This window comes from Shewanella surugensis, assembly GCF_023284005.1.
In the GTDB taxonomy this organism is placed as follows: Bacteria; Pseudomonadota; Gammaproteobacteria; order Enterobacterales; family Shewanellaceae; genus Shewanella; species Shewanella surugensis.
The window spans coordinates 37,585-61,330 of record NZ_JAKIKS010000018.1; the positions used below are offsets into that span (position 1 = coordinate 37,585).

The 23,746-nt window shown below is 40.8% G+C and carries 29 protein-coding genes; all 29 read left to right on the forward strand.

Going from position 1 to position 23,746, the window contains the following annotated elements:
* Positions 1-88: 88 nt before the first annotated feature.
* The 29 genes from L2764_RS06560 (at position 89) to L2764_RS06695 (ending at position 22,994) form a co-directional block, all read left to right on the forward strand.
* Entirely contained in the window at positions 89-1,135 is a 1,047-nt protein-coding gene (locus L2764_RS06560) for a DNA-methyltransferase (protein ID WP_248939429.1), read from the forward strand.
* A 26-nt stretch (positions 1,136-1,161) separates the two neighbouring features.
* Positions 1,162-1,620 (forward strand): lysozyme, encoded by a 459-nt coding sequence (locus L2764_RS06565; protein WP_248939430.1) that lies wholly within the window; start codon positions 1,162-1,164, stop codon positions 1,618-1,620.
* Positions 1,613-2,053, forward strand: coding sequence for a hypothetical protein (locus L2764_RS06570; RefSeq protein WP_248939431.1), 441 nt, complete (start codon positions 1,613-1,615; stop codon positions 2,051-2,053). The genes L2764_RS06565 and L2764_RS06570 overlap by 8 nt, the downstream gene beginning before the upstream one ends.
* Positions 1,974-2,201 (forward strand): Rz1-like lysis system protein LysC, encoded by a 228-nt coding sequence (gene lysC, locus L2764_RS28160; protein ID WP_376708385.1) that lies wholly within the window; start codon positions 1,974-1,976, stop codon positions 2,199-2,201. Before L2764_RS06570 ends, lysC begins: the two co-directional genes overlap by 80 nt.
* Positions 2,202-2,500: 299 nt before the next feature.
* Positions 2,501-3,091, forward strand: a complete 591-nt coding sequence (locus L2764_RS06575; protein ID WP_248939432.1) for a hypothetical protein — start codon at positions 2,501-2,503, stop codon at positions 3,089-3,091.
* Positions 3,060-4,886 carry a terminase gpA endonuclease subunit gene (locus tag L2764_RS06580; protein WP_248939433.1) on the forward strand — a complete coding sequence of 609 codons (1,827 nt, stop codon included), beginning with the start codon at positions 3,060-3,062 and terminating at the stop codon, positions 4,884-4,886. The genes L2764_RS06575 and L2764_RS06580 overlap by 32 nt, the downstream gene beginning before the upstream one ends.
* Positions 4,887-4,953: 67 nt before the next feature.
* Positions 4,954-5,163, forward strand: coding sequence for a gpW family head-tail joining protein (gpW, locus tag L2764_RS06585; RefSeq protein ID WP_248939434.1), 210 nt, complete (start codon positions 4,954-4,956; stop codon positions 5,161-5,163).
* Positions 5,163-6,749, forward strand: a complete 1,587-nt coding sequence (locus L2764_RS06590; protein WP_248939435.1) for a phage portal protein — start codon at positions 5,163-5,165, stop codon at positions 6,747-6,749. The genes gpW and L2764_RS06590 overlap by 1 nt, the downstream gene beginning before the upstream one ends.
* Complete coding sequence (locus L2764_RS28505) at positions 6,742-7,368, forward strand: Clp protease/crotonase-like domain-containing protein (RefSeq protein WP_248939436.1); 627 nt, start codon at positions 6,742-6,744, stop codon at positions 7,366-7,368. The genes L2764_RS06590 and L2764_RS28505 overlap by 8 nt, the downstream gene beginning before the upstream one ends.
* Positions 7,337-8,083 (forward strand): S49 family peptidase, encoded by a 747-nt coding sequence (locus L2764_RS28510; RefSeq protein WP_248939437.1) that lies wholly within the window; start codon positions 7,337-7,339, stop codon positions 8,081-8,083. The genes L2764_RS28505 and L2764_RS28510 overlap by 32 nt, the downstream gene beginning before the upstream one ends.
* The gene (locus tag L2764_RS06605; protein WP_248939438.1) at positions 8,083-8,418 is read left to right on the forward strand and encodes a head decoration protein; all 336 of its coding nucleotides are present in this window, start codon (positions 8,083-8,085) and stop codon (positions 8,416-8,418) included. The genes L2764_RS28510 and L2764_RS06605 overlap by 1 nt, the downstream gene beginning before the upstream one ends.
* A 37-nt stretch (positions 8,419-8,455) precedes the next feature.
* Entirely contained in the window at positions 8,456-9,493 is a 1,038-nt protein-coding gene (locus L2764_RS06610) for a major capsid protein (RefSeq protein WP_248939439.1), read from the forward strand.
* A gap of 60 nt (positions 9,494-9,553) precedes the next feature.
* On the forward strand, positions 9,554-9,967 hold the full coding sequence (locus tag L2764_RS06615) for a hypothetical protein (protein ID WP_248939440.1): 414 nt from the start codon (positions 9,554-9,556) through the stop codon (positions 9,965-9,967).
* An 8-nt stretch (positions 9,968-9,975) separates the two neighbouring features.
* Positions 9,976-10,347, forward strand: coding sequence for a head-tail joining protein (locus tag L2764_RS06620; protein ID WP_248939441.1), 372 nt, complete (start codon positions 9,976-9,978; stop codon positions 10,345-10,347).
* A complete protein-coding gene (locus L2764_RS06625; RefSeq protein ID WP_248939442.1) occupies positions 10,316-10,888 on the forward strand; it encodes a phage tail protein in 573 nt (190 codons plus the stop codon). Before L2764_RS06620 ends, L2764_RS06625 begins: the two co-directional genes overlap by 32 nt.
* Positions 10,885-11,415 (forward strand): hypothetical protein, encoded by a 531-nt coding sequence (locus L2764_RS06630; RefSeq protein WP_248939443.1) that lies wholly within the window; start codon positions 10,885-10,887, stop codon positions 11,413-11,415. Before L2764_RS06625 ends, L2764_RS06630 begins: the two co-directional genes overlap by 4 nt.
* Positions 11,408-12,004 (forward strand): phage baseplate assembly protein V, encoded by a 597-nt coding sequence (locus L2764_RS06635; RefSeq protein WP_248939444.1) that lies wholly within the window; start codon positions 11,408-11,410, stop codon positions 12,002-12,004. The genes L2764_RS06630 and L2764_RS06635 overlap by 8 nt, the downstream gene beginning before the upstream one ends.
* Before the next feature lie 20 nt (positions 12,005-12,024).
* The gene (locus L2764_RS06640) at positions 12,025-12,363 is read left to right on the forward strand and encodes a GPW/gp25 family protein (protein WP_248939445.1); all 339 of its coding nucleotides are present in this window, start codon (positions 12,025-12,027) and stop codon (positions 12,361-12,363) included.
* The gene (locus tag L2764_RS06645; protein ID WP_248939446.1) at positions 12,363-13,259 is read left to right on the forward strand and encodes a baseplate assembly protein; all 897 of its coding nucleotides are present in this window, start codon (positions 12,363-12,365) and stop codon (positions 13,257-13,259) included. The genes L2764_RS06640 and L2764_RS06645 overlap by 1 nt, the downstream gene beginning before the upstream one ends.
* Positions 13,256-13,789: a phage tail protein I gene (locus L2764_RS06650; protein ID WP_248939447.1), complete on the forward strand. Its 534-nt coding sequence runs from the start codon at positions 13,256-13,258 to the stop codon at positions 13,787-13,789. The genes L2764_RS06645 and L2764_RS06650 overlap by 4 nt, the downstream gene beginning before the upstream one ends.
* A gap of 28 nt (positions 13,790-13,817) precedes the next feature.
* Entirely contained in the window at positions 13,818-16,895 is a 3,078-nt protein-coding gene (locus tag L2764_RS06655) for a phage tail-collar fiber domain-containing protein (RefSeq protein WP_248939448.1), read from the forward strand.
* Between the two features lie 76 nt (positions 16,896-16,971).
* Positions 16,972-18,438, forward strand: a complete 1,467-nt coding sequence (locus tag L2764_RS06660) for a phage tail sheath C-terminal domain-containing protein (protein ID WP_248939449.1) — start codon at positions 16,972-16,974, stop codon at positions 18,436-18,438.
* Positions 18,438-18,950 (forward strand): phage major tail tube protein, encoded by a 513-nt coding sequence (locus tag L2764_RS06665; RefSeq protein WP_248939450.1) that lies wholly within the window; start codon positions 18,438-18,440, stop codon positions 18,948-18,950. The genes L2764_RS06660 and L2764_RS06665 overlap by 1 nt, the downstream gene beginning before the upstream one ends.
* Before the next feature lie 69 nt (positions 18,951-19,019).
* Entirely contained in the window at positions 19,020-19,310 is a 291-nt protein-coding gene (locus tag L2764_RS06670; protein ID WP_248939451.1) for a phage tail assembly protein, read from the forward strand.
* A 115-nt stretch (positions 19,311-19,425) separates the two neighbouring features.
* Positions 19,426-21,396 (forward strand): phage tail tape measure protein, encoded by a 1,971-nt coding sequence (locus tag L2764_RS06675; RefSeq protein ID WP_248939452.1) that lies wholly within the window; start codon positions 19,426-19,428, stop codon positions 21,394-21,396.
* Positions 21,397-21,410: 14 nt separating this feature from the next.
* Complete coding sequence (locus tag L2764_RS06680) at positions 21,411-21,809, forward strand: phage tail protein (RefSeq protein WP_248939453.1); 399 nt, start codon at positions 21,411-21,413, stop codon at positions 21,807-21,809.
* Between the two features lie 10 nt (positions 21,810-21,819).
* A complete protein-coding gene (locus L2764_RS06685; protein ID WP_376708382.1) occupies positions 21,820-21,996 on the forward strand; it encodes a tail protein X in 177 nt (58 codons plus the stop codon).
* A complete protein-coding gene (locus L2764_RS06690) occupies positions 21,987-22,337 on the forward strand; it encodes a phage late control D family tail protein (RefSeq protein WP_248939455.1) in 351 nt (116 codons plus the stop codon). Before L2764_RS06685 ends, L2764_RS06690 begins: the two co-directional genes overlap by 10 nt.
* A 12-nt stretch (positions 22,338-22,349) precedes the next feature.
* Positions 22,350-22,994 carry a contractile injection system protein, VgrG/Pvc8 family gene (locus L2764_RS06695; RefSeq protein ID WP_312018342.1) on the forward strand — a complete coding sequence of 215 codons (645 nt, stop codon included), beginning with the start codon at positions 22,350-22,352 and terminating at the stop codon, positions 22,992-22,994.
* Positions 22,995-23,746 lie beyond the last annotated feature (752 nt).

Below are 23,746 nucleotides of genomic sequence, written 5' to 3' on the forward strand. Positions count from 1 at the left end.
TAAATTGACCTTGCATTCCTTACCCGCCTCGAGCGGTTTTTTTTATGCCTATATAAAGTCACCCAGTATTTTGTTTTAGGGATAAGCAATGACAAAAATAACAATAGAAAATGGATTTACCTTATATAACGATGATTGCTTAAATGTATTAAAAGAAATGGAAGATAACTCAGTTGATTTGATTGCGACTGACCCGCCTTACTTTAAAGTGAAAAAAGATGCCTGGGATAATCAGTGGGATGATGAATCATGCTTCTTGGCTTGGCTAGATTCTATTTTGTTTGAAATGTGGCGAGTATTAAAGCCCGCTGGCAGCTTATATCTGTTTTGTTCAGAGCGGCTAGCTGCAAAAGTAGAGGTCTTAATAGATAGTCGTTTCAATGTATTGAATCATATCGTTTGGCGTAAAAAGAACGGCATTCATCGTAAGCACCGTAAGGAGGGGTTAAGAAAGTTTGCTTCTCAAACAGAGCGGATTATTTTTGCTGAGCATTATGGTGCGCAGGGTTTCGCCAAAGGTAATTCTGGTTATTCAGATAAATGCAGTGAGTTAAAAGGGGCTGTGTTCGAACCGTTGATTGCTTACTTTCGTGATGCAAAGGCGAAAGCTGGTATTCAAAGTAAGCAGGTTAATGAGGCAACTAATACTCAGATGTGCAGCCATTGGTTTAGTTCCTCTCAATGGAAGTTACCGACAGAAGCTCAGTATCTTGAGTTACAAAAATTGTTTGCTGAAAAAGCAGGGACTTTAAATAAAACCCATAAAGAGTTAACGACTGAATATGATGTATTGCACCGTTCTTATATAGAACTGAGGTGTGATTATGATGATTTACGTCAACAATATGAGAATTTACGCAGACCCTTTAGCGTTAACAAAGATGTTCCTTACACGGATGTGTGGGATTTCGACTCTGTTCAATTTTATCCAGGTAAACACCCTTGTGAAAAGCCGTTGAAATTAATGAAGCACATCATTAGTTCAAGTACTCGTGCCGGAATGGTTGTACTTGATCCTTTTATGGGTTCAGGCAGTACAGCAAAAGCATGCAATGAGTTGGACTGTGGATTTGTTGGGGTTGAGATGGATAGCGATATTTTTAACCAAACACTTCAATCACTAACCAGTGAATAATTATTATGAATATTTCTAGGAAGTTGATGATGTTCGGCTTCGCCGCCAGTGTTGCAGGTGGTGGTGCATTAATAGCTGAGCATGAAGGCCAAGTATTTAGTAGTTATTTGGATCCTATTGGGGTTTTGACTAGTTGCTATGGTCATACGGGAACAGATTTAAAGCACGGTCAGACATTTACAGAGAAAGAGTGCTTAGAGCAATTAGTCGTTGATTTAAGCAAACACAATTATAAATTGATGAAGTTAACTCACCCCGTGATGCTCACAGATAGCGAACACGGGGCATATTTGAGTTTTATCTATAAAGTAGGTCATCAAGCGTTTGCCGATTCCACATTGCGAAAGAAATTATTAGCCGGTGATAGAATCGGTGCTTGTAATGAGCTATCGCGTTGGGTGTATGGCGCAGGTAAAAAGTTAAAAGGTTTAATCAAAAGACGTCAATCGGAGAGACAGCTTTGCTTAAGGGGGCTTGATGCCTAATCCATTTAATAAAACCTTTGTTATTTTGATATTTGCCTTGGCTGGTTCGGTGGCGTTCGGACTCATGCTGCAACTGAAGTTAGATGTTGCACAGACAAATATTGAATTGTTAGAAATTCAAAAGACTTCATTGCTTATTGATTTGAATGCATTATCCGATGTTGTCGCAACACAAGAAGCGGAACAACAAAGACTTATGCTTGAGCTTGATTTATCGGCGGCTCTCAACAAACAGAATGCGATAGAGAAAGAACGAATTAACAAACGGTTGGTAGTCGCTAAATCTAAATTAACTCATATGGTAAAGTCTAATGAAACATTGCAGATATGGGGTGATACTGCTGTGCCTAATGATGTTGCTCAGCTGCTCCAACACGCCACCCATTGTACGAACAGTAACAGTCACACAGACCGAGTATGTGTTCCCCCCTGACAATATGCTAAGCAACTGTTTAATCCCTGATTACTCAGCACAAACCAACGCTGAGCTAGCTGAGTACACATTGATATTAATCGCCAAGATCACAGGATGCGATGCGGACTGGCAACGTTTAACCCACTGGGTAGAGAGTAAGCGATGAGTGAGCCAACCATTCAAAAAGTTATAAGTACTGCTGCATATAGTGCATCAGTATCGACAGCCGCAAGTAGTGTATTGACAACAAATGATTGGATATTAGCTGCCAGTATAAACGTGATGAAGAACTACATAATCTAGATATGAAGCTCAAAGGTCAGCAACTTGATGATTGTGGTAAGGCTAGTGGCATGGGTCCTTCTGGGCGTATTTAAAGCCTACGGGTCTCTATACCCGCAGAACTTCGCTTGTTAATTTTTTTTTTTGATTTTGGGGTTTCCGGTTTCCGGTTTTTAAACACGTATGGCAAAGCTATTTAACCTTGATAAAAAGTTTAACCAGGAGGATATCGCCTCACTTCTTTATATTTCATCTCGTCAGGTTAGAAACCTTATGCAGCAAGGGTTTCTGCCTCAAGCAAAAGGCCGAGATGGTATTGATCCTCTAGCATGTATCCATGCTTATATCACATATAAATCTAAGAGTAGAAACAGCAAAGAAAAAGCGGAAACCGATGCTGATGAAGAGGAAGAATTTGATAAAATTGAGAACAAACTCAAACTAGAAGATAAACGCGAAAGTATCGCGATGAAACGAGCAAAACGGATGTTGTTCGAAAAGACCTACGGGCCTTTGGATATTATCTCAGATGTACTTCAACAAGTAGGCGGAAATTTAGCAACAATACATGATGGCCTTATCTCAAAAATGAAACTGGCTTGGCCCGACATGCCAGTTGAAGCGGTTGAAGTGTTGACGAACGAACTAACGGCAGCCGCAAATGAATGTTCAGAAATTACTCCCGATCTCTCAGATTACACAGATGGCGATCCAGAAGACGGTCCGGCGTGGATTGTTGGTGATGAGGAAAGTGCTTCCAGTATCGGGCCGTGAATGGTGCGATAAACATTTTAGATTACCAGCCGGATCATCACAAACTGCTGGGCGATGGACAACAATGCCATTACAAGTTGTGCCTTTAAATATGATGTGTAATCGCAATATTCGTTGTGTGGTTTTTCAAAAATCTGCTCGTATTGGGTATTCAAAAATATTGGTGGGTTCGGTCAGTTGTCTGCAAGCGCAATACAATACTAACGTTGTTATTTATCAGCCAACGGATGATGATGCTAAAGATTTTACTATTGATGAAATAGATGCTGCGTGGGAAATGATGCCTATCATGCAGCGTATATTTCCTTATTTATTTGCAAAGAATGAAAAAAACACGGTTAAAAAGAAAGTCGGTGCAGGCTGGACGTTAGATATAAAAGGGACCCACACACCTAAAAATACTCGCCGTTTAACGAAAAGCGCTTTATTCGCCGATGAAGTTGATGGGTGGATTTGGCGTTTTGCAAAAGAGGGTACGCCGATAAAACCTGCTCGAGCTAGATTAGAAGGAGCAGCTTTTCCGATGGAACGTTGGGGTACTACACCAACTGTCGCCGGTGAGTCTCACATTGAAGTGTTAATGTCAGAGGTTGATTTTACGTTTCGTTTTTATCTGCCATGTCCCCATTGTGATCATGAGCAGGTGTTAGTGTGGGGAGATAAAGATAGTCAGCATGGGATGAAGTGGGAAAACACAAAAACCAGTATTGCAGCTAAGTCTCGTACTGCTCATTATCTCTGTATTAGTTGTACTCAAAAAATCCACTATAACCAACTTAGCGCAATGGAAAAGGCGGGTCGATGGATTGCAGAGGATGGTACCTGGACAAATGATGGTATTCAATTTTTCTCAGACTCAAATGAAAAAGTGTCTACGCCTCGAAAAGTGGGTTTACATTGCTGGGCGGGTTACAGCATAAACTTATCGTTTGGTTGGATTGGCCTAGTTGAAGAATTTTTAAGTTGTGGTGGCGATCCTGCTAAGCTCCAACCATTTGTAAATTTGGTTTTAGGTGAGTTATGGGAAGGTGATAACGCTGAAAAATTAGATTGGGAACACTTAAAATTACGAAGAGAGATTTGGTGGGCTGGTGATCGTAAGGAGAACCCTGTTCATTCTCGGGCTTGTATATTGACTGGTGGGATAGATACTCAAGATGATCGCGTTGAATTTTACGTATGGGCATGGGGGGTCGGTGAAGAATGCTGGTTAGTTGATCATATTGTCGTGCTTGGTGATTTATCGAGTGATGCCATGCAAGAAATGGCAGGTAAGCAGCTTTATAATCAGTACATGAAAGCCAATGGTGAAAAAATGGATGTAAGTTTGTGGTGCTGGGATGCCATGGGCCATAAAACAGATGATGTTTATAAAATGAGTCGTGAACATGGGAAATTATGGGTCATTCCGATCCAAGGTGAAAATAAGTATGGGAAACCCATCGCTAGCTTTCCTCGTAAGAAAAACCTTAAAAAAGTCTATTTAACGCGTCTTGGCACTGATGGATTAAAAGAGCGTCTTTATGGACGTTTAAATTTAACACCAAAATCAATTAATGATCCTGTACCTGGCTGTATTCATTTTCCTCTCGATGACGACATTTGTGGTGATGAGTTTTTTAAACAGCTCTGTAGTGCCTCTAAGAAATTAGAGATTAATAAATCAGGACAACGAAACTGGCGCTGGGTTAAACAATATCATGTATTTGATGAAGCCTTGGATTGTTGGAATTATGCTAATGCTGCATTAAATATTTTGATGCAGAGGTTTGGTTTTGTATTAACAGAGCCGTAATTCATTAATTATAAAACAGTTGGTTAACGGTGGTTAAATGACATTAAATGACATTAAATGACATTAAATGACATTAAATGATAAATTACAACAGGCAGAAACGGCGTATCACAGACTGCAAACAGGTACGATGGCGGTATCAATCACTGAAGATGGTCAGCAAATCGATTTTAATCGGGCCAATATACATCAACTTAAAAATTATATTGATGAGTTAAAACTTCAATTAGGTATGAAAAGCACGCGACGTAAAGGTCCCGCTGGAGTAATGTTTTAATGAACAATCAACTTCTTGCACCCGATGGTGTTACGTCATTACGAGAAGAGGTTGCTCGTCAAAATATGGTGTTTCGCGGTGCTGGTGCAGGATTTGGTGGCCAGCTTATGGATTGGAACCCTCAACTTCAATCCGTTGATGCAGCATTACTACCTGTTTTACCGCGAGCGCAGGCTAGAGCTGATGATGTTATTCGAAATAATGGGATTGCGGCTAATGCCATCCAATTGCATCAAGATCACATTATTGGTTCTGAATATCGATTAAGCTATAAACCTAATTGGCATTTGTTGGGCATAAAACCGGATAGTGGTTTTGTGCGTGATGTTGAAGCCGTTTTTCGAGATATAGCTGAAGATCCTAATTGCTATATTGATGCAGAGCGAAAGCGTACGTTTACGATGATGATGCGTGAATCAGTTGCTATGCATGCGTCTTCTGGTGATGTAATGGCAAAACCAGAAATGTTCAATGATGTGCACTCGCCATTTTCTACCTGCATTAGGTTGGTGTCGCCAAAGTGTGTAACTAATCCTAATCATAAAATGAGTACCGAATATCTCAAAGGCGGGATTGAACTCAATCGACGTGGCCAAGAAATAGCGATTCATATTGAACAAGGGGGACACCAGTTCGGTGTTGGTCGTAAGTGGCGAAGAGTCAATAAGCGACTTGCTAATGGTCGTATTGGGTTTATTCATGTTTTTGAGCCGACAGAGGCAGGTCAAACTCGAGGTGTAAATAAGTTTTTGAGTAGTTTAGAGCAATTGAAAATGCTCGATACGTTACAAAACACCACGCTGCAACAAGCAATTGTTGCGGCTATGTATGCGGCGAGCATTGAATCAGAACTCGGCACCGAAGAAGCGATGGAGTTTTTAGCAGGTACCAGTCGAGGGGGAAGTAATATAGCACCTCTTGATAAAATGCTTGCAGGTTATGGTGATTATTACGCTAAACCAGAGAATAATATCAAATTAGGCGGTGTCAAAGTACCTCATTTACTCCCTAATGATAAATTCAATATTAGAACACCTGGAAATATGGGTGCAGGATTTGCTGATTTAGAAAAATCTATCCTTCGTTATGTGGCAGCGGGTACAGGGTTAGATTACGCACAGTTATCAAAAAATTACAGCCAGATGAGTTATTCAACTATTCGAGCCTCAATGAATGATTCTCACCGGTATTTTATGGGTGGCCGTAAGATAATTGCTAATCCATTTGCCAATCAAATATTTGAGCTTTTATTTGAAGAAATGTTGATCCGGAAGTACGTCACCTTACCCAAAGGGGCGCGTTATAGTTTTCAGCAGCGCCGCCACGCGTGGACTCGCTGTGATTGGATTGGTTCTGGGCGCATGGCCATCGATGGACTTAAAGAAGTCAAAGAAGCGGTCCTCTTGATTGAATCAGGCTTATCAACGTATGAAGAAGAAGCGGCAAAATTAGGTAAAGATTATCAAGAACTTTTTGCTCAGCAAGTTAGGGAGGTTGATGAGCGTAAAAAGAGCGGTCTTCCTCCGCCCAGTTATATGAAAACGGAGCAATTCTCTCCGGCTGAACAAGGACAAACTGATGGCTAGAAATTTAGCCCACATTGCAAATGTGGCATTTAATCGACCTATTGCACTCGAACCCGGCTATGCCCGGGTTTTTTATTCTGTGTTGGCGAGTGAGATTGGCATTGGCCGATTAATTGATGGGATGACGGGGGAAGTTTTAGATTCACAAGGAATGATCCAGCTTGCAGATTCATATTCGTATGAGGATCAGGTAACAATAGATGATAATCGCGACCGATATTATAAATCTGTTGGTGGAATAGCGATTATTCCGGTCGATGGGACGCTAGTTCATAAATTCGGTTACCTTCAGCCTCGTAGCGGTATGACAGGTTATGACGGTTTAATTTCAAGAATACAGTTTGCTATAAAAGACCCCTCAATTAAAGGTATTCTCGTTGATTTTGATACGCCTGGAGGGCAAGTTTCCGGCTGTTTTGATGCGATGGATATGATAGCGAGGTTGAGAAGTGAAAAACCTATTTGGTCATTAGGCTGCGATATGCATTGCAGCGCAGGTCAAGCGCTTTCCTCAGCGTGTTCTCGTCGTTTAATTACTCAAACGGGGGGTTGCAGGTTCGGTTGGTGTGATGATGATGCATACCAATATGGAAGCATTATTAGAAGGTCAGGGAGTTGAAATAACATTGATTTATGAAGGTGAACATAAAGTTGATGGCAACCCATATCAAAAATTACCTAATGATGTCAAAAAACAATTTCAGCTTGATTTGAAAAATACTCGTCAGATGTTCGCTCAAAAAGTAGCAGACAACATCGGAATGACGGTGGGTGATGTTTTAGATACGGAAGCCGCTACATATACAGGCCAAGAAGTTGTTGATATTGGTTTTGCTGATGAATTGGTGAATAGCAGTGATGCCGTGGAATTAATGATTGAGCATGTTAATGCTCAGGAGAAAACAATTGTCAATATGGGAGCCAATATGACAACGGAGAAAAGTAAAGGAAAGGTAGCAGCTGTTACTGTAAAAGAAGATGCAGAAGCAAACGATGAACAATTGGATGCAACTGCCATTGCGAGCGCGGAGCGTGGCCGTGTATTGGGCATTATGGGGTGTGATGAAGCCAAAGGCCGTGAAGCCATGGCAAATCAATTAGCGAGCATGCCTACCATGAATATTGATGATGCTAAAAAATTATTGGCATCAACACCTCAAGTCAAGAATGAAGATGCTGGCGAAAGTGATAACGCTGCGAAAGAGGCGTTAGCTGCGCTTCAAGCTGGGCATGGTCAATCACTAGAGCAAAATGGTGGCAGTGATGCAACTGACGATGACAAACAAGTTGGTTTGTTACTTGCGGCTATGGGTAAAAAAAGGAACGATGGATAATGATGGAAAAACAAACCTATACACCTGATGATTATGTGATCAAAAAAGGTGATTTTACACGCCGTTATATTAAAGCGGGTGAGTCGTTTCCTGCTCGAACGCCATTAATGCCGGATGAGACCGATAAAACCCTGTTAGTGAAATGGGATGGTAGCGTAGGCACTGCAGTATCGTTGAGTGTGTGTTTAGCTGATAGTCCAGCGGGTAATGAATTGAAAGCGGTAATTGTCTCGGGAAAGTATCGGATCAGCGAAATTAACTGGCCTGATAACCTAACTGATATGGAAAAACGAGCGGCGTTTCAAGGCACCGCCATTAGTGTAGACGACGAGTGATTTCGTCGTTTTTTTTGTTCTTTAAATAGAGATTACTATGGCTGACATGTTTACACCTAGAGCATTATTGCTTGCAATTCACGAATCCGGGATCCGTAAAGATAATTTTTTCTTACGGATGTTTTTTCATGAAACATACACATTTACGACTAAAAAAGTTGATTTAGACAATATTCCTAATAAACCTAAAATCGCGCCATTTTGTGCGCCGTATATTGGTGGGATTGTCGATAAAAATCAGGGGTACAGCACAACATCATTTGAACCTGCCTATGTAAAATCAAAACATGCTGTTAGTGCTGAAAACACAGTAAAACGTTTAGCAGGAGAGGGGCTTGGTGGTACAAAATCTGCGGGTGAGCGTTTAAATGCCATTGTAATGCAGAATATTGCCAGTGAAGAAGAAGCTATTGCGATGCGTGAGGAGTGGATGGCGGCGCAAATGGTCCTAAATGGTGAATATATGGTCGACGGGCCAAATATTGAAACCCCCTATCAGATAAGCGCAGGCCGTCGGGTTGAAAATAATATTGTATTAATTGGTGATGAGCGTTGGTCTCAATTAGATTTTGATACTCATGATGTGATATCAGATATTGAAGAGTATGCAGCGTTGTCAGATAGTGAAACAAATATCATGGTGTTGGATCCTAAAGCATGGAGCTTTCTACGTAAATTTAAAAAATTCAGGGATGCATTGGAAACTCGTCGTGGCTCAAGTTCTGAAATTGAAACAACCCTGAAAGATCTAGGTAAGGCAGTGAGCTATAAAGGTCATTTGGGTGATGTAAATATCTGGGTAGTAAATGAAGAGTACACCGATAGAGACGGTAGCACTAAAAAACAAATGCCCGATAATACAATGATCTTAGGCCACACGTCGGCGCGTGGTTTGCGATTGTACGGTGCAATTCAAGATTTAGATGCTGTAGAGCAAGGTTTAAATGAAGCGGAACGTTATGCAAAAGACTGGAAAGAAGGAAGCGATCCTGCTGTTCGTTATACAAAAATTGAATCTGCTCCCGCGCCCTATTTAGCCGATGCAAATTCATTCGTTGTTCTTAAAGTTAATTAATTTCGTGATATTCAGTTATTACAAAGGAGGCTTTTGCCTCCTTTTTTATGGGAAATTGTAATGAATAAATCAAAAACACGTTGTCATGAACAAATTGACATGTTGTGTAAAGAGCTGGGAATTTCAGAACCTCAATATCAAGCGAATACAAGCATTAAAGAACTGGAATCGATTATTGACAAATTAGAAGAACAGTTACCAGATGAAGGCGCTAATTCTGATCTAGATGTTGAATTACCCATTCAGCAATCAAGTGATGATGAACATAAGCAAGCACCAACTTCTAAGCCATCGTCTGAAATGAGTGCTGAATCTGATATTGATCGTCAATCTATTCAGGTTAGAGCCCTAAAAACATTCCGATGCCGTGTTGATAATGAACGAGTTGATGTGCTTAAAAGTAAACTTAAAACGTTACCTCAAACCGTTGCTAACGACGCTATTCGTGCCGGTGTAGCTGTCAAAGTGCCGTAGGTGCAATTATGTTATTAGATTCTATTTTCTCTGATACAACAGCGTTGGCTGATGATGCCGTTATTGATGCATTTTCAAATGTGAACGTGTTGGTTGATGGCCATGATCCTGTTCGGGGTATTTTTAAATCATCCTCAGCTATTTCAGATTTACCTGGTGGTGGCCAAGTTGATAATTTTGATGCGACATTGAAAATAAAACTAGTTGATGCTGCGCACATTAAAAGAAGAACAGCATTAGAAATGCATTTTGATGATGGTTCATTTATGCGTTATCTCGTGATTAATCCCGAGAAGAAGCGAGAACGTTGGATTTTAGCGACATTAAGCGCGGCAGAGGGTGAAAATAATGGAACACCAGCAAACCTTATTCCCGCTTGATTTTGATGAATTTGAGGCTGCAAGGCTTGAATTTGGCGCAACTGAAAAACAGATGAGAATTGCTTATGACAGGGCATTATCACGTACATTAGTGACGGTGAGAAAGTTAAGTCGTCAATTTTTATGTGATGAACTCCAAGCTAGGAGGATTAAAGACGTTCAGCGACGAATGAAGGTGTTTAAATTAAAAAAAGCAGGGAAAAAAACATTTAATGAATTAAAACTTTGGTTTGGTTTGAATGACATGTCAGTAGGGGCATTGAAAGGACGGAAAACGCAACATTCAGACGGTGCGGCTTTTTCATCATCAAGTAGATCCATTGGCAGTAAAAAATACAAAGGAGGTTTTGTCACTAATCGTTATGGGAATAGGTCTATTTTTATTCGAAAAGACGATGGTCGATTTCCTATTTTAGATCAAAAAATTACATTAAGTGAGGATCTTGAATTTAAAATTGAAGATCAAATCTTTGCCGAAATTCCTGATATTTTTTTTAAATATTATTTTGCAGATTTAAAATACAGAGTAACAAAAAAATGAGTAATGGTATTCATTTAACGGCCTATCATGATGCAATCAAATCATGGTTAACAGCTGAGCTAGATTGGCTGCAGCTTGTCGATGTTTATCCTGAAACAGCCACAAAACTAAAAACGCCTTGCGCTTTCTTTAGTGTGTTGAATTTTGAACGCGCAGATGATCAGTGCATGAATGGTCAATTAACCGTAACGCTTAACTGTGAGATTTTGGCAGTGTTGGGTATGGTTGATGAGCAATATCAGTTATTAGTGCGCCGAACAGCTATGGCCATTGCATTAAAAGTGGAAAATTCGCGATTTGGTTTACCGATTGAACCGGCTGTTTTCATTAGTGCTGAGCCAGATGAGTTTAGTCCAGAATTAAATGATTATGCTGTGTGGTCCATTCGGTTTAATCAGGATATTGATGTCGGCGATGATATGTTCGACGTGCAGAATTTGCTTCCTCACACACTCAATGTGGGTATAACACCTGAAGTTGGGGCTGATCATGTTGATGATTATCGCCAGGTGATCCCCGATGAGTGATTTACATTATATTGTGCGTGAACTGCAGCGCCGCGTTGCCAACATGGTTCGTCGTGGTCGTGTGCATAGTGTTGATTTTGGGCAAATGCCTCCTCGGGTTAGAGTTGAGTATGCGCCAAATGCTGTGACCGCATGGCTTCCTTGGATTTCGGGCAGGGCATCAACATATAAACAAGATTGGGAACCGTTAGTCATTGGTGAAGCTGTTTTGATTCTTTCTGAATCGGGAGATTTAGCCGCAGGTGTCGTCATCCCCTCTATTGCTGACAGCATTACAATTGTTCCTAGTACGTCTGAATTTGAGCATGTGAGTCAGTACCAGGATGGTACCAAACTTGTTTATAACCGTGATAGCCATAAATTAACAATAACTATCGGTAGTGAAGGAACCACAGAGCTCAATTGTAAGACATTTTTTATTAATGCAGATATTGAGCAAAACGGTAAATTACATTCGACAGGTGATATTCAATCAGATGCTAATGTGTCAGATAGCACTCGTTCTATGGCAGATGATAGAGGTATCTATAATTCTCATAAACATGCCCACGGCTCACCAAATACATCAACTCCTGACAAATCTCAATAAAACTAATTCTAGGAACGATTATGCGTGGGATGGATGCCGTAACAGGTCGATCTATTAGTGGCATAGAACATCTTAAACAATCAGTACGTGACATCCTGACTACCCCTATTGGTTCGCGTGTTATGCGTAGAGATTATGGGAGTCGATTGTTTTTGTGCATAGATAGGCCTCTTAATGATGACACTATTGCCGATATTGTCAGTTTCATCGCAGAAGCATTGAAAAAATGGGAACCGAGAATCAATGTGACTAGAGTGGTTATTAATAACATGGGCCCAGGGTTTATTAATCTAAATATTGAAGGCGTATACAGGCCCAATGGACAAAAAATCACGTTAGATGGAATTGAGGTGAGTTAATGACAGCGTTTAATGTTGACATGAGTAAGCTGCCGAAGCCAGCAGTAATAGAAGAAATTGATTATGAAGTGATTTTGCAGGAATGGATTGAGCGTTATCAAATGTTAAACCCAGATTATATAGCATTAACTGAATCTGATCCCGCGTATAAATTAATAGAAACCGCCGCTTATCGAGAGGTGCTGTTTCGTCAGCGAGTTAATGATGCGACTTATGCCACCATGCTAGCGTACTCGAATGATGAGGATTTAGAGAATTTAGGATTCAGTGAGGATGTAGATAGATTAGTTATTGACGAAGGTGACTTGAATGCTATCCCGCCGCGTGAACCGGTCATGGAATCAAATGATGCATATCGTTATCGCATTCGATTATCCAAACGAGCTAAAAATACAGCGGGAAGCGGTGATGATTATGAATTTTTTGCGTTATCAGCCGATGGCCGTGTAAAAAGTGTTTCGCCGTTTTCACCTGCTAATACATTAATTGTTTATGTTTCCGTTTTATCACACGATGGTGACGGTACTGCCAGTGATGAATTATTAGCAATCGTTGAAGATAATTTATCCGAAAAAGTAACACGCCCTTTGAGCGACAAGGTTATTGTACAAAGCGCGATTATTAATGAATTTCAGGTCGACGCGGAGCTGGAGTTGTTCCCAGGACCAGACCAAAACACAGTCATTATCGCCGCTAAAACTCAGCTTGAAACTTGGTTAGCTAAATCGCATCAACAAGGGTTTGATGTGACCTTAGATGGTTTTTATGCCGCGTTACGTGTTGAGGGGGTTTATAAAGTGCATTTGAACTCGCCTGATAGCGACATTATTAACGATGAAATGAGCGCGGCTTATGCATCAAGCATCAATATTACTATAAGAAAGGTGACGCAATGACTAATAGTCTGTTGCCGTCGAACGCGAGTCAATTAGAGCGAGATGTAGAGGCGGTGATTTCACCGCCTCTTTCTTTTCCTACGCGACATATTCGCAGCTCTCGTGATTGTGCTGAGCATTTATTACCTTATTTAGCTTGGGAATCTGCAGTTGATGATTGGGACTCGAATTGGTCTGTTGAGCGTAAAAGAAAGGTGATCCAGGACAGTAGCTATATTCATAAAAAACGCGGTACCAAATCGGCAATTGAACGGGTAGCTAGTGCGATAAACGGTCAGGTGAAAGTGATCGAGTGGTTTGAGGATGAAGAGAGGCTGGCGCCAGGTCATTTTGAGGTGAGCTATTTATCAACGGTTGAGCCGATTGATATTAGTGAATTAGTCAAACTCGTACCCGCATTCAATGCAGCAAAAAATTTGCGCAGCACGTTAGACAATATTGTAGTGACTAGTCAGGTTAAAAACCTCAGTAAATATATTTGTTTTAGCCGGCAACGAATTGATATTAAATTGGGTCCATGGGGAGCTTAATAGCTCCCCTTTTTATTTTGGGTAAATTATGGCATCAACACTTGAAAGTGAGCAGCAATACGGCTGTATTTTAACGTTAGCTGGCGAAAATGCAGAGCAAACCGGCAAGACAACTAACACGCAAATAGAATTTAAATGGTTAGCAATAGGTGATGCTAATGATGAGTATATTCAGCCTATTCGTGAGCAAACAGGGTTAGTTAATGAACGAGCGTGTATTCAAGTCAATTCAGTTGATGTTTTTCAGGCGACTGATGAGAGTGTGCCCATGCTCAAAGTTGAGGCCATTTTACCCGAGGATGTGAATAATCTTGTTATTCGTGAATTTGCCTTAATTGGTCTTTTTCAGGGTAATGAGTATGTTCATGCTGTGGGAAATTGTGCGCGAATCCATGTTCCGTCGCCGGCGAACAATGGCAACGTGGGTACGCCCGTTTCAATTGAGATGCTGTTCATCATTACCAGTGCTGAGCCAATTATTGAAATTGAAGCCGCGACAGCGTATGCAAGCCGTGAATTTGTTAATGAAAACATTGGTTATTTATCCGATGATTTAGTGAAAACGGTCATTGATCAAACGGGAAAAAATTGGTTTATTGATGATGGTTTTAAGATTGGGTCGGCAGGCACTGCAGGGAGTTTTTCTGTCACTCCAGGTGTAGGCTATGTTTCAGGATTTCGAATAGAGCAAAATACTGAGTATGAGTTTACAGCAGATACGTATCCTCAAATTGTATGTGTTGATGTGAGTTTTCATGGCATTTTAAATAAAAATTGGGAAGTTAAAAAAGACTTTATTTTATCCGAAATAGATAGCGGAGATTATATTGATGAAAACGGTATTCAGCATTACGTGTGTAAAATTGCGGTATTGCATTCAAGTTCTGAAATTGAAGATTTAAGGGGGCGTCGTCGTCCCGTTCGATTGTGGGTTCCTGGCGGGGAAATCACAAATTCAAGTGAGATTATTCGTTATACGCCAGCTAACGGGCTTGAGTTTGATGTTTATGTGCCTGCGGCTTCTGTTGATAATCCGATTATCATGGGTGACAGCCCAGATGATGATGCATTAACGTTTATGCATAGGGGGTCAGCTCGCTGGGAAAAGGTGGTGACACCCGAAGATCCCGATATTGGTTACACGGGAAATTTGAACGAAGATGCAGCGCCATACATCGCAGAAGCTCGCAGAATAGCCGATAAAATCAATGGCCGCGTGCGATTAAATGGCCAATATACGTTAAAAACGTATGTCGAAGATTCATTAGATATTGATATAGAGCTTAGTGGGAAAATCTATATTGATGGTGGCGGATTTCGTTTTTCAGGTAGCATTGAAGAAGAGCGGAAATTAGCAGAGGACATTATTGGAATCGGTAGTAATTTAATTAAACTGACTGACTTTGATGATATTCAAAGTAATGATTTCTTTTTTATACATAGTGCAACAAACTGTTTAAGTAGCGATGCTGGCGATATGCAATTAGGTATTCCAACCGGAGGTGGCGATCTTAGCTGGTTTGGTGAGTTTTTTACTGTGAAACAGGTTGCCCTTGGTATTGTTGAAACAACAACGCCATTGGTTTTTGGGAGTTATTTGACGACACCGGAAACGAATAGTGATGAGCGGCAATACAGTTATGTCACTAGAGTGAGGCCTGTTAAGGTGAATATGTCTGGCCACGGCGAATTTATTCGTTTAAGACATGGTTTAGATATGGTCAAATTTAAATGGGGTATGTTTTCTATTGTTTCGACTATCAAATTTAATCACCAAAAGTTTGCGGGTGGGTCAGTGGATTTTGAGACATCTATTCATTGCAATACATCACAGTGTGATTTTTATTTAGACGATGATACGCCAATTCGATACGGTGATAATAATCCAGATGCCCCATATTATTATGAATTCAATACATTGAAATGTCGTTCATCAACATCGTGCGGTGATGACGGCAGTACGTTTTCAAACGGAACCCAAAATTTTGATGTGACGTATAGTGACGCACCCTCAATCCAGTGCTGGATGAAAAACTCAACGGTTAAAAATGCCAAATTCAATGTCGCGACGAGTCACGGAGGCAGTTATGCAACCACATTTTCAAATATTACGGGTGTGGGAGCTTGGGGCGGGATAGCCTGTCGTAGTCGTGAAGATGTCGTAATTGGTTGTAAATTAACAGGGTTTAGAAATAGTTCACTAAATCCGTATCGTTCAGGTGAAGAAACCCATGGCATCAGCTTTAGTGAAGGGTTTACTGTGCATGGGAAAGCGCTCAACAATGATATTAGCGGTTTCGATATTAATTATAAGGTGATAAATACTAGCACGCGCGGAAGCGGTTTTCCGTATTTGAACGTTACATTAAAAGGTGGAGAATCTAACTATTGCAAGCATCATGTATATGCGAGTGTTTGGGTTGTTGATGGGTCATCGCTAGATGATAAATTAGTAGATTCGTCATTAATCATATCGGGTATAACATTCAAAGGAAACACTGAAGAAGCAATAATAATCGGTAATTATATTCGACGACCGAGGATACGTAATTGCGAGTTTATATCGAATAGTAAAGATGATATTTATTATCATATTAGAGCGGGTTACAACTGCATTGGTGTCGAAGCCGCAAACAATAGTTTTGATCAAGGCCGCATTCTTAAAGTGATGAATATTACAGACAGTGAACTAGGTGAAGATCATGTGATGACAGCAGCAGTGTTAACGGAGGGGAACGTTGAGCACGGAGATCGTTCAATTTCATCTTATGCATACGGTAATGAAGTCCTTTCAAGTTTAACCGGATTTAATCCAAATAATTTAGGTTATAAAAAATTATATTTGAATAGTAGCGATACATTAATAGATAGTTCAACGCATGATGTTATCAATATGTATCCCGAAGTTGATGGGATTGTGATTACAGAGATAACTCCCGCAGCTCTTGACGGGCGAGAGATGACAATTTGCTCAGAGCTTCAAAGTCGCCCTGTTGTTTTTTCAGATAGTGATACGATTAGAACCCGTTCGGGGACGGTTGAAATACGATTAAACAGTCCGTGTCGTTTTATTTTTATCAACGGGCAATGGATCCAATTAACATAGTTAAAAAATAGATTTATGTGCATTAAACGCCTCGCTTTTAGCGGGGTTTTTTATTACTTAAAAATAGGAATGAGCAATGACGCAATTTCTGCATGGTGTTGAGATTATCGAGATTGATAACAGCTCAAGACCAATCCAAACCGTTAAATCGGCAGTGATAGGGTTAGTTGGAACAGCGCCAGACGCTGCTTTAGCTACTCAGGCTACTCTGGCTTTAGGTAGTGCTATTTTAAATGATGGTTTAGCGTTTCAAGCGGTAACAGCGGGTAGGGCTGGCAATGGTATTAGTGTTGAGTTAATTGATCCAGAAACCGCTGACAATGTGCTCGGCGTTGTGGTTGATGGCCATAAAATTAAAGTCGTATTAGCAACTGATGCAACGAGTGTGATTACCTCTACTGCAGTGGATGTTAAAGCAGCTATTGAGGCGAGTTCTGCAGCCATTGCTTTAATCACAACGACTGTATTAGGTGACGGTAGTGAAGTCGTTGCCCCTACTAATGTGACTTATTTAGCCAATGGAACAGATGAAGCTTTTCCTATCAATACGCCTGTTGTGATCGCCGGTAGCCGAAAGTCTGCTGAGGCATTAGGCACTAGCGGCACATTACCCGCTGCAATTGATGATATTTTTGATCAAACAGGGGCGCTCGTCATTGTTATTCGTGCTGAGGTTGGGGCAACGGATGCCGAAACGCAATCTAATGTTGTTAGTGCGATAGAGGGGGTTATTGCCAGTCAAAATGAGACAGGCTATACCCCTCGAATTCTAGTGGCGCCTGAGTTCAGTGAATATGATTCAGTAGCCTCCGAACTTGAAATGAAAGCTAAGCGATTGAAGGCGATCGCTTATGTCGATTGTTCACGAGTCTCAACCTACACGGATGCGATTAAGCGTACTCGACAATTTAGCGAACGGGTTGAAATTACTTGGCCTTGGGTGCGAGTTTTTGATGACGAAGGTGCTCTGGAAATCGATAGACCTTATTCAGCTAGAGCAGCGGGTTTACGAGCCCGTGTTGATGCTGAAAAAGGGTTTTGGGAGTCAAAATCAAACAAACAGGTGTACGGTATTATTGGTCTGTCTCAATCGGTTGATTGGCAGCATGGAAATGCTGAATGTGTTGCTAATATTTTGAATGAAAACAAAGTCAGCACGATTATTCGTGAAGGCGGGTTTCGGCATTGGGGCAATCGTACCTGCAGTGTCGATCCCAAATGGAAGTTTGAACAAACCAGGCGAACGGCTGACATTATCAATGATAGTTTGCAGCGTGAACATCTGTGGGCAGTAGATAAAAGTACCAACAATGCATACATCACTAATGTGACAGATGGCGTGAACGCGTATCTTCGTAGCCTGAAAAAGTTAGGTGCCATCATTAATGGCAAGTGCTGGGCGGATGAAGAGTTAAATACACCTGAGTCACTTCAAAACGGTGTGGTGTTTTTTAACTTTGATTTTTGTCCTCCTTATCCTGCTGAGCATATTATTTTCAATTCCAGTATTAATAATGATTATCTACAAGAGGTATTCGCATAATGGCCGGTGATAAATTATTAAGTAAGTGGTCAATTTCGGTTGATGGCGTAGGTAAAGCGGGGAATGCGAAAGAGTATACGCCTCCTGTTTTAGAGGTGCAGACTGTGGATTTTCGAGCAGGTGATATGGATATGGCTGTTCCAGTGGAGGACGGCATGGCACCTATGGAGACCAGTTTTGCGCTATTTGGTATTGATATTGAAGTGCTGCCCTTATTTGGTTTACGCCAGGGGAAAACAGCTACTGTGTCAGTTCGCTCTGTTTATCAAGATATGCAAGGAACCAGTTCTGATTTAGTTGAAGAACTGCGAGGTATGATCACAAAAATCGAGCGTGATACGCAAGATACTGGAAGCCAAAAAGATAAAACGACTAAAGTGTCAATGAAATTAGAGTATTACAAAGCCTCTTTTGCAAAAAATACGATTGTTGAAATCGATGCGTTGAACGGTATTCGTAATCTCAAAGGTGTTGATGAGCTGGAAGGTACTCGAAAATTATTAGCAGTATAAATCGAATTGGGTCCACGGACCCATTTTTATATTATGCCGTATTTAGCGGTTTTTTTATGGATAAATATTATGTCAGAGCAAGAGAAACACCCTGTTTCGGTTGAAAAAATCATTTTAGATTACCCCATCACATTTGAAGGTAAAAAAATTGACTCATTGTCAATGAGGCGTCCACGGGTTCGTGATCAAATGATTGCTGACAAGCAGCATAAAGATGACATGGATAAAGAGATGCATTTATTTTCACTGTTATTAGATATAGATGTTGAGGCCATCTACGACCTTGATGTGATTGATTATCAAAAAGTGACGGCAACATATGAAAATTTTCTGAAACGTGGCTCACAGAACAAGAAATAGATGAGGCCACGTTTATCATTGCAACGCATACAGGCTGGTCTCCTGAATCTTTGTACTTATTTCCTCCGAGTCGATTGCTGAAGCACGTAGAGCGTTGCCTTAAAAAGGAACCGTAATGGCGTTTCAAAAATTAAAAAGCGTAGTGACGCTGGGTGGTGCCGTTGATGGAAGTTTTGAGAAAGTGGGCTCAGCTTTTAACTCATCGATAGGTAAATCCAAACGAGCTGTAAAGGATCTGGAACGTGAACAACAAGGGTTAACTCGCTCGATTAAAACCTCTCAAAAAGCCAGTGAAAAATTAGCTGGAGTTGAATCAAAAAAGGCTGATTTAACCAGTGTCGGTGGATCACTTGAAACTGATCGTAAAGATAAAAACAAAGCGATTAGACGCGAAAGAGAATTATTAAAAAAACTCAATATTGATAAAGATGAGATGGCCAAGAATGAATCGGCTGATCTCTCTGCTATTGAGAAAAAAATACAGGAGGTTAATGCTCGACTAAACGATCAAGTTGAGCAAAGGGATAAGTTAACCAAATCGATTAAAGAGAATTCGAAAGAGCAGGACGAGCTTAATCGAGAGTCGAGCAAATTAAAAACCAGTATTAAAAACGTCGATGAACTGACTGAACAATATGACGAACTCGGAAGAGAGATAGACAGAGTTAGTGATCGTACAAAAGCTTTTCAGCGTGTAGCGAGTGAAACTAAGCACATTAAATCCATGGCCAAAACTGCTGGCATGGTGGTTGGTGCGGTGTGGTCGGCAACAACGGCTACCGCTGGTTTAATGACGGTAACGAATGCTCAAACGACTGAAATGGTCGGCATGGCCAAAGCTTATGACATGAGCATTAAACAGTTCCAAACATGGGGTGGTGTTGCTCAGCAGGCAGGGCTAAATGCTGAAAATGTGGGTGACTTGGTCGAAGAACTCTCAAATAAGTTTGGTGAGTTTAAAGCCTTGGGGAAACAATCCTCAGTTTCTGATGCGTTTGGCGCTTTAGGTCTCACAAAAGAAATGCTTGATAGTAAAAGTGCTGTTGAGCAATTTGAACTGATTATGCACCGCATTCAGGGGGTCAGCGATAAGCAGCAAGCCGCGTCGATTGCGGATATGTTGTTTGGTGGAGAGGGTAACAAACTCGCCACGTATATTCGTAACACTGGCCAGAGTTTAAGTGGGCTATTAGTAGAGCAAGAAAAATTTGTTTTATTAACTGAGAAGGGGGCGAAAGGCGCTGTTGCATATGGCAGTGCGTTTTACCGGCTTAAATCGGGGATAGGAGCAGCTTGGCAGGAGATATCCGGCATTGTTGGTGGCGAGTTGTCGGATGATATTAATAAGTTAAGCGAAAGCGTTGTAAATTGGGTGAAAGCTAACAAAAAAGAGTTAGCGGAAGACCTTCTGGATACAGTAAAAGCAGCTGTTTCTTTCGGTAAGGTTGTTTTTAAAGTGGGTTCAGCTATCAATAGCGTTGTTCAAGCTATGGGAGGTTGGCAAACCATAGGGATTGCCGTTGGCTCACTTATAGCTGCAAAATTAGTTGTTGGGGTTGTTAGTTTAATCGGCGCGGGGATCACATTAGTTAGAACTGTCGGGTTAATGAGTGCTGTGATGTCGACGTTTAATGTGGTATTAGCGGCCAACCCAATAGGCTTAGCGGTGGTTGCTGTGGGTGCGCTAATTTTCGCAGGGGTTCAGTTGTATCGAAATTGGGACAAAATAACAAACTGGTTTGATAAAAAACTGACTGCATTTAAAACTAAGTTCGTTGATACTTTTGGATTTGTTGGTGACATTTGGAATGGTATTACCGGTTTATTCGGTGATGACAAAGATATCAATATAGGCAGTACAGTTAGCCATGCTATTAAGCAAAATAACAGCAGTGATGCAGGTAAGCGAGCGGTTGATGCGATATACAGCGCAGCGCCGGCAAACAAAGGTAATACGGTTCATCAAAATATCGGTGACATAAAAGTGTATGCGGCGCCTGGGCAATCACCTGTTGAAGTAGCAAAAGAGGTGCATTCGAAAATAAGCGGACATCAATCGAGTGCTTTATATGATTTACCTGCATAAATGAGGTTTTTAAAATGGCAACAATGCTTTCCCTTGGCGGATTCAAATTTAGCGTTGATACAGCAGCGTATAATGAACTCACCAAAACCTATGAATGGCGGTGGAAATCTCAGAGCCGAATAGGTCAATCAGATTTACTGCAATATACAGGAAAAGCGGCAAATAAAGTCCAGCTTAATGGCGTCATCGCGACAACCTTAAATAATGTCGGAACTAAGCAAATTGATAAGTTAGTTTCGATGGCCGATGAAGTAAAACCTAATCTACTGGTTAGTGGCACAGGTGATGTTTTGGGATATTGGTGTATAACTAGGCTCAATCAAGTCGATTCAAAGTTCGTTAAAGGGGGCCTTCCTCGCCAGCAAACATTTAATTTGGAGTTAGTCTTTTATGGTGACGACATACAGAACTAGTGATGGTGACATGATTGATGCTATATGCTGGACGCATTATGGTCGTGAAAGTGCGGCTATTGAGGTGATGAAGGCTAACCCTGGACTAGCCGAGTTTGATGCAAAATTACCTAGTGGGCTAGTGATTGTATTACCTGATTTACCCGCTCAAATGAGTAATGATATTGGGGTCAGTTTATGGGATTAGACTATCAACCGGGCTTTACGCTCAGTGCGAATGAAAATGATATCACTGATATTATTCAGCGTAATTTAATCAGTTTGACATTAACGGATCATTCGGGAAAAGAGTCTGATCGGCTAACGATAACTTTAAGCCTGCCGGATTCAATTCCTACCCCCAAAAAAGGCGCGGTACTTAATATTGCTCTTGGTTTTGTTGGTGAGTTAGTGAATAAAGGACAATTTGTTGTTGATGAGGTGACGACCAGTGGACCTCCTAGAGTTGTACAAATTGTTGCGAATGCAGCACCGATGGATAATAAGAAGCAGCCAGCAGCATTACAGACTCAGAAAACAAGAAGTTAGGATAAAGTCACGATAGGCGACGTAGTCAACACTATTGCGACCGAGCATGGCTTAAAAGCAAAAGTTAGTAACAAATTTGAGAACGTGATGATTGAGCATATTGATCAAGTCGATGAGAGTGATATGAATTTATTGACTCGATTAGCAGATCGTCATAATGCTATTAGTAAGCCAGCCAATGGATTTTGGTTGTTTTTAAAAGAAGGAGAAGGTAAAAGCGCGTCGGGTAAAGTGCTAAGCGTTCTTCATATTAATAAAGAGTGGGTAAGCTCTTGGCAATGTCGCTTTAATAGTCGTAATGATGTTAATAGCGTCATTGCAACTTATCATGATGTCACGACAGGAATGGCAAAAGAGGTCACTGTAGGCTCTGGAGAACCAGCTTTTCGTATTGCGTATAAATATCCAAATTATGAAGAAGCATTAGCATCAGCAACGTCACGAGCTAAAACAGTAGTAAGTGGCAGTGATACTTTTGATATTACAATGGCAGCGAATTCTGCATTAATGAATACAGTTGCTGAAGGTCATGTTGATCTAGATGGATTCGGTGATCTTGAGGATGGGAAGTGGCGTGTAAAATCGCTTGAATGGTCACTTAGCAGCACTGGTTTACAGTTGCGTATAGCTGGTGATCATGGCGTTGTCGATGGTTAGCCAATTAACCAGCTTAAAATGATTACTTATCATAAAGCTATGATTAAAATGCTTTGGAATATGCACTATTTACGCTCAATAAAAACAATGAGTTACGGCCTGTTTTATATTCTAAAAAATAAGGTTAACCAATTGTTTTATATATAATAAAAATCGGTCTCCAAAACCGATGGTTGGGAGTTCGAGTCTCTCCACCCCTGCCAAATTATAGAAGGCCTAGCAGAAATGCTAGGCCTTTGTCTTTTCTGAAATTTATTTATTTTCGCCCTATTTCTACTCCTTTTTCAATGTTATATCTTTTAGGTTGATTTAATGATCTTTAGGTTTTGTTGCTCATTATTGATGTAGAGTGACTATATGACACACTTCATGCTGCGGTTAAAATGCTTTTAACCTAAGCGTCTGCGGATCCTTACTACTGTGTTATCGCTTATTGATATATGGGGGGAAGGTAGAACGACGTTTGAACCCAAGTTGGGAATAATGACACTTCACCCATTTTGCCTTGTATAAACAAGCCACGAACAGTTGCATCAATAATCAGTAAAGATAAACAGGCCCTAATAAATTTGAATCGTTAGCTATGCTTATATTTAAGAATAAAGTAAGAATGTTATAAATAGTGAGCTAGGAGTAAACCACAGGGCGGGAGCATACTTTGTCGGATAATTAACCAAAGAAAACTTTTGCCCTGTAATCATCGTCCCAACTCGCCTTTTTTAGCTTATTTCGCTGACTTGGCGCACCGCAAT

Coding starts and splice junctions, on each gene's coding strand:
- L2764_RS06625 (WP_248939442.1), top strand. CDS start 10,316: ATGGAACACCAGCAAACCTTATTCCCGCTTGATTTTGATGAATTTGAG.
- L2764_RS06685 (WP_376708382.1), top strand. CDS start 21,820: ATGATTGATGCTATATGCTGGACGCATTATGGTCGTGAAAGTGCGGCT.
- L2764_RS06660 (WP_248939449.1), top strand. CDS start 16,972: ATGACGCAATTTCTGCATGGTGTTGAGATTATCGAGATTGATAACAGC.
- L2764_RS06675 (WP_248939452.1), top strand. CDS start 19,426: ATGGCGTTTCAAAAATTAAAAAGCGTAGTGACGCTGGGTGGTGCCGTT.
- L2764_RS28510 (WP_248939437.1), top strand. CDS start 7,337: ATGGAAGCATTATTAGAAGGTCAGGGAGTTGAAATAACATTGATTTAT.
- L2764_RS06570 (WP_248939431.1), top strand. CDS start 1,613: ATGCCTAATCCATTTAATAAAACCTTTGTTATTTTGATATTTGCCTTG.
- L2764_RS06560 (WP_248939429.1), top strand. CDS start 89: ATGACAAAAATAACAATAGAAAATGGATTTACCTTATATAACGATGAT.
- L2764_RS06630 (WP_248939443.1), top strand. CDS start 10,885: ATGAGTAATGGTATTCATTTAACGGCCTATCATGATGCAATCAAATCA.
- L2764_RS06665 (WP_248939450.1), top strand. CDS start 18,438: ATGGCCGGTGATAAATTATTAAGTAAGTGGTCAATTTCGGTTGATGGC.
- L2764_RS06655 (WP_248939448.1), top strand. CDS start 13,818: ATGGCATCAACACTTGAAAGTGAGCAGCAATACGGCTGTATTTTAACG.
- L2764_RS06690 (WP_248939455.1), top strand. CDS start 21,987: ATGGGATTAGACTATCAACCGGGCTTTACGCTCAGTGCGAATGAAAAT.
- L2764_RS06640 (WP_248939445.1), top strand. CDS start 12,025: ATGCGTGGGATGGATGCCGTAACAGGTCGATCTATTAGTGGCATAGAA.
- L2764_RS06580 (WP_248939433.1), top strand. CDS start 3,060: ATGAGGAAAGTGCTTCCAGTATCGGGCCGTGAATGGTGCGATAAACAT.
- L2764_RS06610 (WP_248939439.1), top strand. CDS start 8,456: ATGGCTGACATGTTTACACCTAGAGCATTATTGCTTGCAATTCACGAA.
- L2764_RS06615 (WP_248939440.1), top strand. CDS start 9,554: ATGAATAAATCAAAAACACGTTGTCATGAACAAATTGACATGTTGTGT.
- L2764_RS06575 (WP_248939432.1), top strand. CDS start 2,501: ATGGCAAAGCTATTTAACCTTGATAAAAAGTTTAACCAGGAGGATATC.
- L2764_RS06565 (WP_248939430.1), top strand. CDS start 1,162: ATGATGTTCGGCTTCGCCGCCAGTGTTGCAGGTGGTGGTGCATTAATA.
- L2764_RS06680 (WP_248939453.1), top strand. CDS start 21,411: ATGGCAACAATGCTTTCCCTTGGCGGATTCAAATTTAGCGTTGATACA.
- L2764_RS06635 (WP_248939444.1), top strand. CDS start 11,408: ATGAGTGATTTACATTATATTGTGCGTGAACTGCAGCGCCGCGTTGCC.
- L2764_RS06645 (WP_248939446.1), top strand. CDS start 12,363: ATGACAGCGTTTAATGTTGACATGAGTAAGCTGCCGAAGCCAGCAGTA.
- L2764_RS06590 (WP_248939435.1), top strand. CDS start 5,163: ATGAACAATCAACTTCTTGCACCCGATGGTGTTACGTCATTACGAGAA.
- L2764_RS06620 (WP_248939441.1), top strand. CDS start 9,976: ATGTTATTAGATTCTATTTTCTCTGATACAACAGCGTTGGCTGATGAT.
- L2764_RS06650 (WP_248939447.1), top strand. CDS start 13,256: ATGACTAATAGTCTGTTGCCGTCGAACGCGAGTCAATTAGAGCGAGAT.
- L2764_RS06670 (WP_248939451.1), top strand. CDS start 19,020: ATGTCAGAGCAAGAGAAACACCCTGTTTCGGTTGAAAAAATCATTTTA.
- gpW (WP_248939434.1), top strand. CDS start 4,954: ATGACATTAAATGATAAATTACAACAGGCAGAAACGGCGTATCACAGA.
- L2764_RS06605 (WP_248939438.1), top strand. CDS start 8,083: ATGATGGAAAAACAAACCTATACACCTGATGATTATGTGATCAAAAAA.
- lysC (WP_376708385.1), top strand. CDS start 1,974: ATGTTGCTCAGCTGCTCCAACACGCCACCCATTGTACGAACAGTAACA.
- L2764_RS28505 (WP_248939436.1), top strand. CDS start 6,742: ATGGCTAGAAATTTAGCCCACATTGCAAATGTGGCATTTAATCGACCT.